This window comes from Streptomyces sp. NPDC002623, from assembly GCF_053592635.1.
In genome coordinates this window covers 386,739-394,206 of record NZ_JBSFWB010000003.1, presented here as the reverse complement: position 1 = coordinate 394,206, position 7,468 = coordinate 386,739, and the positions used below count along the sequence as shown (strand labels likewise).

Here is a 7,468-nt window from a genome sequence, read left to right as displayed (position 1 = left end):
GGCTGGGACGCTCGCAGTGGCGGGAACGCCGGCGGTGTCGGGGACGTCGGCCTTGGCCGGGACGGCGGCAGTTCGCGGGACGCTCGCAGTGGCCGGGGCACCGGCAGTGGCTGGGACGCTCGCAGTGGCGGGAACGCCGGCGGTGTCGGGGACGTCGGCCTTGGCCGGGACGGCGGCAGTTCGCGGGACGCTCGCAGTGGCCGGGACGCCGGCAGTGGCTGGGACGCTCGCAGTGGCGGGAACGCCGGCGGTGTCGGGGACGGCGGCAGTTCCCGGGACGCTCGCAGTGGCCGGGACACCGGCAGTGGCTGGGACGCTCGCAGTGGCCGGGACGCCGACAGCGGGTGGGGTGGCGGCAGTGTCCTCGGGGCGCGTGGTCGTCCGCCTGCGCGCAGCGCCCTCGACTCCCTCGCCTCGCTGGTCGACAAGTCGCTCGTCGTCGCCGCGCCCGCCCCCGACGGCGACATGCGCTACCGGCTGCTGGAGACCGTCGCCGAGTACGCGGGCGAGCGGCTCGACGAGTCGGGCCGGCGGGCGGCCGCCGAGCGCGCGCATCTCGTCCACTACCGCGAACTCGCCCGTACCACCGAGCCGTTGCTGCGCGGCCCAGGCCAGCGCGCCGCCATCGACCGCTTCCAGCTGGAGTACGAGAACCTGCGCACCGCGCTGCGCCGCGCCGTCGCCGCACGCGACGAACAGGAGGCGCTCAGCCTGACCCTGTCCCTCGTCTGGTACTGGCAGATGCGCGACCTGCGCATCGAGGCCGGATCCTGGTGCCAGGAGGTCATGGCCCTCGGCCCCGACCCCTTCACCGAGCCCCTGCGGCGGGCCGCCCCGGTGTGGCAGCCCCTCACCGCCGCCCCGCCGCCGCTCACCGGCGAGGCCCTCGCGGAGGCCCGCCGAGGTGTCCACCTGACCCATCTCGCCTGTATGGAAACCGAGTTGGACACCTGGCAGACGCCGGCCGCGCAGGCCAAGATGCGGCTGATCGCCGAGACGTACGAGCCCGGTCTCCCGCAGACCTGCCGGGTGCCCGGGCTGTACTGGTTCTTCGCCGTGATGATGACCGACCTCGGCCGCATCCGCACCATCGTCGACGCCAACGTCGACACCTGCCGCCGGACGCCCGGCCATGAGTGGGAGCTCGCCGCCTGTCTGCAGATGCGCGCCAACATCCTCGCCAACCGCGCCGACTGGGCGGAGAACGCATTCCGTGACGCGGACGAGTGTCTGGAGATCTTCCGGCGCCTCGGCGACGATTGGGGCACCGCCGAGGCACTCTCCGCCCGTGCCGAGGCGCACGAGCGGGTGGGCGCCTACCGCAAGGCCGCCGACGACTACCAGGACGCCATGGAGTACGCCGAACGGCTCGGAGCGCGCGCCCAGTCGGCGGTCCTCGCCGCCCGGTTGGGCAGCGTGCTGGTGGAGGTCGGCGAGGAGGAGCGGGCCGAGCGCCTGCTGCGCGGCGTGGTCGACGGGCCGGACCACGCCGGAACCGAGGCCGTCCCCGCCGCCCGTCTCTTCCTGGCCGGCTGGCTCGGCATCAGCGGGCGCCGGGTCGAGGCACGCGAGCAACTCCGTTTGCTGCGCGCGGACTTCACCCGCGGGCGCGGCATCCTCTTCGACGCCTTCATCCTGAGCGCGGAGGCCTGCCTGGACGCGATCGACGACCGCGACGAGGAGGCGTTGCCCCGCATCCGCGTCGCCCTGGAACGCGCCACGGACCCGCTGCCCATCGCCGTCGCCCCGCACCTGCGGTCCTTCTACCTCTTCATCGCCGCGACCGCCCTCGGCGGGGTGGACGACGGCAGCCGGGCCGCCGACGGCGCCCGCTGCCTGGGAGCCGCGGACCGTCTGCAGCCGCCGCGCCATGTGTCCCCGCGCATGGAGCGCGAGGTGCGCGACCTGGCCGTGGCCAGGATCCGCGCCGCGCTCTCCGAGCGGGACTTCGAGACGGCATACGCCGAGGGCGGCGGCCTCTCCTACGAGGAGGCCGCCGCCCTGGTGTAGAGCGCTGTCCGAGCCGGATTCGAGCCGGATCCGAGCCGGATTCGAGCCGGATCAGCTCTTGGTGCGGAACTTGTGGATCGCGATCGGCGCCATCACCGCGGTGATCGCCACCGACCAGCCCAGCGTCACCCACAGATCGTGCGCGACCGGGCCGCCCACCATCAGACCGCGCGCCGCGTCCGCGAGCGTGGACAGCGGGTTGTAGTCGGTGAAGGCCTGGAGCCAGCCCGGCATCGAGTTCGTCGGCGCGAAGATCGACGAGCCGAACTGGAGCGGGAACAGCACCAGGAAGCCCATCGCCTGCACGGACTGCGCGTTCTTCAGCACCACGCCCAGGGTGAGGAACACCCACATGATCGACGAGGCGAACACCGCGGCCAGCCCCACGGCCGCGAACAGACCGGGCCAGTCGTTGATCTCGAACCCCACGAGCACGGCGACGATCATCAGCACGGTCGTCGCGAACAGCATCCGCACGAGCTCGACCGAGATCTTCGCGAACAGCACCGAGCCGCGCCCGATCGGCAGGGACCGGAAGCGGTCCATGACCCCGGAGTTGAAGTCCTGGCTGAAGCCGGTGCCGACGCCCTGGGACAGCGACATGCTCATCATCGCGATCATGCCCGGGATCACGTACTGCACATACCCGTCCTGCCCGCCGCCCAGGGCCTGCCCGATCGAGCCGCCGAAGACGTACACGAACAGCAGGGTGAAGACGACCGGCATGAGCAGGGCGTCGAACATCGACTCGGGGTCCTGCCGGATCCACAGCAGGTTGCGGCGGACCAGCGCGCCGGTGTGCCGGAGGTGGCTGCGCAACGGGATCCGCGCGTCGGTGAGCGTGCCGGCGTCGATCGTGCCGGTGTCCATCGTGCCGGTGTCCATCGTGGCCGCGCTCATACGGCGACCTCCTCGCGGGTGTCGGTGGGAAGGGCGTTCTGTGCGGTTCCGGCGCGGTGGCCCGTGAGGGACAGGAACACCTCGTCCAGGCTGGGCAGTTCGGTGGTGAGGGAGGTGAGGGTGATGCCGCGCGCGCTGACCGCGCCGATCACGGCGGTCAGCTGCTCGTCGCTGAGCACCGGCACCAGCACCGAGCCGCGCTCGGCGTCCACGACGGTGGCGGCGAGCCCGGTGATGCCGAGTTCGTCGAGCCAGCTCGCCAGCGGCCGCAGCTGCAGCGGGTCGGCGGGGCGTATCCGCAGCGCCCGGCCGCCGACCCGGGACTTCAGCTCGTCGATGCCGCCGTTCGCGATGACCTTGCCCCGGTCGACGACGGTCAGCTCATGGGCGAGCTGCTCGGCCTCCTCCATGTACTGGGTGGTCAGCAGCACGGTGACCCCCTCCCCGACCATCGTCTTGACCTCGCCCCACACCTCGTTGCGGGTACGGGGGTCCAGACCGGTGGTCGGCTCGTCCAGGAACAGCACGCGCGGCCGCCCGATCAGCGACGCGGCGAGGTCCAGCCGGCGGCGCATACCGCCGGAGTACGTGGAGGCCGGCCGCTTCGCCGCGTCGGTGAGCGAGAACCGCTCCAGCAGCTCGTCGGCCCGCGCCCGGGCCTCCTTGCGGGGCAGGTCGAGCAGCCGTCCGATCATGTACAGGTTCTCCCACCCGGGGAGCTTCTCGTCGACCGAGGCGTACTGCCCGGTGAGCCCGATCACCCGCCGCAGCTGGCGGGGCTGCCGGACGACGTCGTAGCCGACGACGGTCGCGTGCCCGCTGTCGGGAGCCAGCAGGGTGGACAGGATCCGCACGAGGGTGGTCTTCCCGGCGCCGTTGGGCCCGAGCACCCCCATCACGGTCCCCTCGCGTACATCCAGGTCGACGCCGTCCAGTGCCTTGGTCTCGCCGTAGTGCTTGACCAACCCCCGAACGGTCACAGCGCTTCCCGCGCCACTGGGGTTCATGTCGATTCGCGTCATGAGAGGAACGCTGACACCCCCTGCCGACAAACGACCGACATCCCGCCGACAGGGGTATGTCGGCAGGTCGGCAGCCCCCGGGAACGCGACCGCCCGCCGATGGGGGGAACATCGGCGGGCGGTTCGTGGTGCGGAGATGGCTCAGTGGACGCTGTGCTGCTCCAGCGGGAACGTCCCGCCGACGACGTCCTCCGCGAACGCCTTGGCGGCGTCGCCCATGACCTCGCGCAGGTTCGCGTACTGCTTGACGAACTTCGGGACCCGCCCGCCGGTGAGCCCGAGCATGTCGGTCCACACCAGTACCTGCGCGTCCGTCTCCGGACCGGCGCCGATGCCGACGGTCGGGATGTGCAGCACGCGGGTGACCTCGGCCGCCAGCTCCGCCGGAACCAGCTCGAGGACCACCGCGAACGCGCCCGCGTCCTGCACGGCCTTCGCGTCCCGCAGCAGCTGCTGGGCGGCCTCCTCGCCCCGGCCCTGCACGCGGTAGCCCATCGCGTTCACCGACTGCGGGGTCAGGCCGATGTGCGCCATGACCGGGATGCCGGACTCGACGAGGAGCTCGATCTGCCGGTGCGAGCGCTCGCCGCCCTCCAGCTTCACGGCCCCGACCCCGGCCTCCTTGACCAGCCGGGTGGCGCTGCGCAGCGCCTGCACGGGCCCTTCCTGGTACGACCCGAAGGGCAGGTCGCCGACGATCAGGGCACGGCTGGTGCCCCGGACGACGGCCGCCGAGAGCATGGTCATCTCGTCGAGGGTGACGGGCACGGTGCTCTCGTACCCCAGGTGGCAGTTGCCCGCCGAGTCGCCGACGAGCATCACGGGGATCCCGGCCTCGTCGAAGACGGACGCGGTCATCGCGTCGTAGGCGGTGAGCATGGGCCACTTCTCGCCGCGCTCCTTGGCGAGGGCGATGTCGCGGACGGTGATTCGGCGTGTGCCCTTGCCCCCGTACAGCGCGTTGCTGCCGTCGGTGGACTTCGTAGGGGCAGCCGGAAGCTGCGTCATTGCAACGGCTCCTTGTTGTCATCTCGGGGCGCCCTCACGGCGTCCCCGGACCACTCCCCATGGTGGCACTTCGTGCCAGGGAGGGCCAGAGCGCCCCCTGTGGGGAAAACCTCGTGGGTAAAAGCTCAGTAAGAGATTCAGATACGAGACGGTCTCGTATCGAAAAGGCTCTACCCTCGACCCCATGACTACTCCTGCCGTCCCCGCCCGTCCCCGGGTGCCGGAAGCCGTCCACCGGCGCCGCTGGGCGATACTCGGCGTGCTGATGTTGAGCCTGCTGATCGTGGTCCTGGACAACTCGATCCTGAACGTCGCGATCAAGACCATCTCCACCCCGGCCCCGGTCGGCCTCGGCGCGACGCAGAGCGAGCTGGAGTGGGCCATCAACTCCTACACGCTCGTCTTCGCGGGACTGCTGTTCACCGCGGGCCTGCTCGGCGACCGCCTCGGCCGCAAGAAGGTCCTGCTCGGCGGGCTGGCCGTGTTCGGCATCGGCTCCGCGCTGGCCGCCGAGTCCGGCTCGCCCGCGCAGCTCATCGTCTTCCGCGGGCTGATGGCCGTCGGTGCCGCGTTCGTGATGCCGGCCACTCTCGCCGTCCTGATGAACGTCTTCGAGCGCGACGAGCAGCCCAAGGCGATCGGCATCTGGGCCGGCGGCGTGGGTCTGGCCATCGCCATAGGGCCGATCACCGGCGGTCTCCTCCTCGACCACTTCTGGTGGGGCTCGGTCTTCCTGGTCAACGTGCCGATCGTGATCATCGCGTTCGCGCTGATGCTGTGGCTGGTCCCCGACTCCCGCGACCCCGACCCCGGGCGGATCGACCCGGTCGGCGTGGTCCTGTCCGTCGTCGGCCTCGTCCTGCTCGTCTACGGCATCATCAAGGGCGGCGAGCTGGCCGACTTCACCGACCCGACGGTGGTGGCGGCCATCGTCTCCGGTCTGGTCGTCCTCACCGCGTTCGTGGTGTTCGAGAAGCGCAGCGACCATCCGTCGATAGACGTCACCTACTTCAAGAACAAGGTGTTCTCGGCCGCCATGGCCGTCATCACCCTGGTGTTCTTCGCGCTGATGGGCGTGACGTTCTTCGCCGTCTTCTACACCCAGAGCGTGCGCGGCTACTCGCCGCTGCAGTCCGGTCTGCTGCTGCTCCCGCTGGCCGCCGCCCAGCTGATCTTCGCGCCGCGCGCCCGGCTGGTCGTCGACCGCTTCGGGGTACGGGCCACGACCACCGGGGCGATGCTCGTCCTCACCGCGACCCTGGTCGCGTTCGCCGCGCTGGACGCGGACACCCCGATCTGGCTCATGGAGATCGTCTTCTTCTTCATGGGCGCCGGGATGGCCCACGTCATGACGCCCACCAGCGTGGTCATCATGCAGTCCCTGCCCCGCGAGAAGGCCGGCTCCGCCTCCGCGCTCAGCAACACCTTCCGCCAGCTCGGCGGCGCGCTCGGCATCGCCGTCCTCGGCTCGGTGCTCTCCACGGCCTACCGCAACGGCATCGAGGGCAGCCTCGGCGGCCTGCCGGCCGGACTGCGGGACACGGCCGGCGAGTCCATCGAGGCGACGCTCGGGGTCGCCGCGAAGCTCGGCGACCCGGACCTCGTCGGACCCGCCAACGACGCGTTCCTGCACGCCATGCACGTCACCGCGCTGTGCGGGGCCGGGGTGTCGCTGGCCGGCGCGGTCGTGGTGGGCCTGTTCCTGCCGCGCAGAACGAAGACGCCCCAGGAGGGCGCCCCGGAGGAGGAGTTGGTGGGAACGGAGTCGTAACCGCCGTCCCGGCCCGCTGACCTAGGCTGGAGGACTTCCCGGTACGACGAATGCGACTGGTACGACGGTACGACGAAGGGACCGATGACCGTGAGCCTGGCCGGCAAGGGGATCGCCGTGGAGCCGCCCGCCCGGGGCCGGCCCCGCAGCGAGGCCGTGGAACGGGCCATCATCGAGGGCACGATGAAACTCCTGGAGGACGGCGTCCCGCTCGCCGAGATCTCCATCGAGCGCATCGCCCGCACCGCAGGCGTCGGCAAGGCCACCATCTACCGCCGCTGGAGCGGCAAGGAGGAGCTCTTCGTCGACGTCCTGCGCGCCGCCGAGCCCGAGGACCCCGAGCGCCTCCCGGGCACGTCCATGCGCGACGACCTCATCGTGCTGCTGGAATCGCTGCGGCAGCGGGGCCTGGCCAACCGGGACTCGGCCATCCTGCACAACGTCCACGCCCAGATGAAGAGCAGCCCGAAGATCTGGGCGGCGTACCACAACTCGGTCATAGCGCCCCGGCGCAGGATGGGCATCGAAGTCCTGCGCCGCGGTCAGCAGAACGGCGAACTCCGCGCCGACCTCGATGTGGAACTGGTGAACGACATAGTCGTCGGCCCCATGCTGGTCCGCGCCATCCTGCACCCGGACGCCGAACTCCCCGACGACCTCGCGGAACGCATAGTCGACACGCTGCTCGCCGGGCTACGTCCTGTCAGTTCGCCCGTCGCGTAGCCCGAATGTGCTCGTTTCGTCACAGACCGGTCCG

5 protein-coding genes and 1 pseudogene are annotated in these 7,468 nt (G+C 71.1%); 3 read left to right on the top strand and 3 right to left on the bottom strand.

Annotated elements, in window-relative coordinates; translation table 11 throughout:
- A pseudogene (locus ACWD4O_RS07480) lies at nucleotides 1–2,010 on the top strand (hypothetical protein); the annotation flags it as partial.
- A gap of 51 nt (nucleotides 2,011–2,061) precedes the next feature.
- Here ACWD4O_RS07480 and ACWD4O_RS07475 read toward each other — a convergent pair.
- The 3 genes from ACWD4O_RS07475 to panB all read right to left on the bottom strand — a co-directional run bounded on the left by ACWD4O_RS07475 (nucleotide 2,062) and on the right by panB (nucleotide 4,940).
- A complete protein-coding gene (locus tag ACWD4O_RS07475) occupies nucleotides 2,062–2,880 on the bottom strand; it encodes an ABC transporter permease (protein ID WP_451278530.1) in 819 nt (272 codons plus the stop codon).
- A 26-nt stretch (nucleotides 2,881–2,906) separates the two neighbouring features.
- Entirely contained in the window at nucleotides 2,907–3,932 is a 1,026-nt protein-coding gene (locus ACWD4O_RS07470; protein ID WP_451278320.1) for an ATP-binding cassette domain-containing protein, read from the bottom strand.
- Between the two features lie 141 nt (nucleotides 3,933–4,073).
- Nucleotides 4,074–4,940 (bottom strand): 3-methyl-2-oxobutanoate hydroxymethyltransferase, encoded by an 867-nt coding sequence (gene panB, locus ACWD4O_RS07465; protein ID WP_450946848.1) that lies wholly within the window; start codon nucleotides 4,938–4,940, stop codon nucleotides 4,074–4,076.
- Nucleotides 4,941–5,124: 184 nt separating this feature from the next.
- On the opposite strand from panB, the gene ACWD4O_RS07460 reads away from it, so the two are divergent.
- Complete coding sequence (locus tag ACWD4O_RS07460) at nucleotides 5,125–6,711, top strand: MFS transporter (RefSeq protein ID WP_451278318.1); 1,587 nt, start codon at nucleotides 5,125–5,127, stop codon at nucleotides 6,709–6,711.
- 84 nt (nucleotides 6,712–6,795) lie between these two features.
- A complete protein-coding gene (locus ACWD4O_RS07455; RefSeq protein WP_451278316.1) occupies nucleotides 6,796–7,434 on the top strand; it encodes a TetR/AcrR family transcriptional regulator in 639 nt (212 codons plus the stop codon).
- Nucleotides 7,435–7,468: the final 34 nt, after the last annotated feature.

What these genes read in the sequence shown, in the direction of transcription:
- ACWD4O_RS07475 (WP_451278530.1), bottom strand. Translation starts at nt 2,880, where the DNA reads ATGGACACCGGCACGATCGACGCCGGCACGCTCACCGACGCGCGGATC.
- ACWD4O_RS07460 (WP_451278318.1), top strand. Translation starts at nt 5,125, where the DNA reads ATGACTACTCCTGCCGTCCCCGCCCGTCCCCGGGTGCCGGAAGCCGTC.
- panB (WP_450946848.1), bottom strand. Translation starts at nt 4,940, where the DNA reads ATGACGCAGCTTCCGGCTGCCCCTACGAAGTCCACCGACGGCAGCAAC.
- ACWD4O_RS07470 (WP_451278320.1), bottom strand. Translation starts at nt 3,932, where the DNA reads ATGACGCGAATCGACATGAACCCCAGTGGCGCGGGAAGCGCTGTGACC.
- ACWD4O_RS07455 (WP_451278316.1), top strand. Translation starts at nt 6,796, where the DNA reads ATGACCGTGAGCCTGGCCGGCAAGGGGATCGCCGTGGAGCCGCCCGCC.